This window comes from Bradyrhizobium sp. Leo170 (assembly GCF_004296405.1).
Classification (GTDB): Bacteria; Pseudomonadota; Alphaproteobacteria; order Rhizobiales; family Xanthobacteraceae; genus Bradyrhizobium.
Genome location: NZ_PSRR01000639.1, coordinates 1 through 2,087, shown reverse-complemented (window position 1 = coordinate 2,087; position 2,087 = coordinate 1). Strand labels below are relative to the sequence as shown.

Genomic DNA, 2,087 nt, shown 5'->3' with positions numbered 1-2,087 from the left:
TTACAGCGCCGAGCGCGTCGACGCGGCCTGCCGGCGCGGCATTCTGATCAAGGCACGATCCGTCGCCTCGATCCGCTCCATCCTCCAGAACGGCCTGGATCGCACCTTTCTCGACGAACCCTCCGAACACCAACCCCTGCGCCACGGCAACATCCGCGGCTGGGATTATTTCCACTGAAGCCAAGGAGACCTGTATGCTCAACCATCCCACCCACGAACGCCTGATCGAGCTCGGCTTGAGCGGCTTGGCCAAGGCCTTTGAGGAGCAGCGACGATCACCTGATCTCGAAGCCTTGCCGTTCGAAGATCGCATCGGCCTGCTGGTCGACCGGGAAGCCGCAGAACGTGACACCAGGCGGCTCACCACGTGCCTCAAGCTGGCCGCGCTTCGCCAGAATGCCTGCGTGGAGGACGTCGATTTGCGCACGCCGCGGGGTATCGACCGGGCCGTCTTCGCCAAGCTCGTCAGCGGCGACTGGATCGATCGCCACGAGAATTTTCTTCTAACCGGGGCGACCGGATTGGGCAAAAGCTGGTTAGCCTGTGCTCTCGGTCACAAGGCCTGCCGCGACAATCGCTCGGTTCTCTACCATCGCGTCCCAAGATTGTTCGAAGCGTTGGCGCTCGCGCGGGGAGATGGACGTTATGCCCGCTTGCTCAAAACCCTTGGCCGCGTCCAGCTTCTGATTTTGGACGATTGGGGATTGTCGGTGCTCACCGTCGCCGAGCGGCGCGATCTACTGGAAATCCTCGAGGACCGCCATGGCCGCGCATCGACCATCGTAACCAGCCAACTTCCCGTGGACTCATGGCACGAAGTTATCGGAGATCCCACGCTCGCCGACGCCATTCTGGATCGCCTCGTCCATAACGCTCACCGCCTCCAGCTGGCCGGCGAAAGCATGCGAAAACGCAACGCCAAAACCATCACCCTTGACGAGCAGCCAGAACGCTGACTCTATCAACGCCTTGGCCGGAGCGGGCCGCTCACGATCGTCTGAATTCGGCGCTCATGATCGCGCGAGATCGCTGCTCACTATCAGTGAAATATGCACCTCTCCCCGCGCCGCTGCTCGTACTTGCGCTGCCTACCCGGTGCAACTACGTTAAGTAAGCCTTGCTGCCGGTTGCTCAACTGAAGGATTGCATGCAATGACCCCAGACAATGCCGGCCGAGGCCGACTCCGCGTGCCGCAGGAGGCCGCGCTTTGGTTGGCCATCGCCGGCATTCTTGCGGCCGCAATTTGGTTTTCCTGGAATCCAACCCCGGTTGCTCAAGCGCTTGCGGCACTTTTCATTGCCTGCGCCCTGATCCACGCCACCTTCGCCTATGGTGCGCGGAGCGCCTTGGTTCTGTTCGTTACTTGTAACGCAATTGCGTTTGCGATGGAAAACCTGAGCGCTGCCACAGCGTTTCCATTTGGGACCTTTCATTTCGTGGTCGGCGCGGACTTGCCGCAGATCGGCCTCATCCCGATCATCGTGGGACCGGTATGGTTCGTTGTGGGCTATTTTTCATGGGTGGTCGCGTCGGTTCTTTTGGATCACGCCGATCGTCAGCTCGATCGACCTTTCAATTTGGTCGCCCTGCCCATCGTAGCCGCTTTCGTGATGACCCAGTGGAATCTTGTGACGGATGCCCCTAACGCGACGATAGCCAAGGCTTGGATATGGCACGGCGGCGGTGGAATGTTCGGTGTTCCACTCTCCAACTATCTCGGCTGGCTTCTCACCTCCTGGCTGATCTGCCAGGCCTTCGCCCTCCACCTGCGCTGCGACGGCCGACGGCAGCACTTGAGGATTAGTCACAGGCTGGCGGTGATCGGCATCCTTTTCTATGTCGGCGCCGGCGTTACGCACATCGTGCCCTGGATCATGGGAGAGAGAGGCGAAGCCGTCGACGACAGAGGCTATGGCTGGCAGGTCCACGATATCCGTGAATCCACGGTCGCGATCCTGCTGCTGACGATGGTCTTCACCGCATTGCTCGCAGGGCTGCGCCTCTTGCGCCAGGCGAATTGCAAAGGCGAGCCAATCGCATCAATATCTGGCGATTGAAAGCGGGGCATGTCGTCGCAACACGGACT

Annotated in this window: 2 protein-coding genes and 1 pseudogene; all 3 read left to right on the top strand. The window is 60.5% G+C overall.

Annotated elements, in window-relative coordinates; translation table 11 throughout:
* Window positions 1–178: pseudogene (locus CWO89_RS43460) on the top strand (IS21 family transposase); the annotation flags it as partial.
* 16 nt (window positions 179–194) lie between these two features.
* Entirely contained in the window at window positions 195–956 is a 762-nt protein-coding gene (gene istB, locus CWO89_RS43455; protein WP_028169394.1) for an IS21-like element helper ATPase IstB, read from the top strand.
* A gap of 196 nt (window positions 957–1,152) precedes the next feature.
* Complete coding sequence (locus CWO89_RS43450) at window positions 1,153–2,058, top strand: carotenoid biosynthesis protein (RefSeq protein ID WP_051397386.1); 906 nt, start codon at window positions 1,153–1,155, stop codon at window positions 2,056–2,058.
* Window positions 2,059–2,087: the final 29 nt, after the last annotated feature.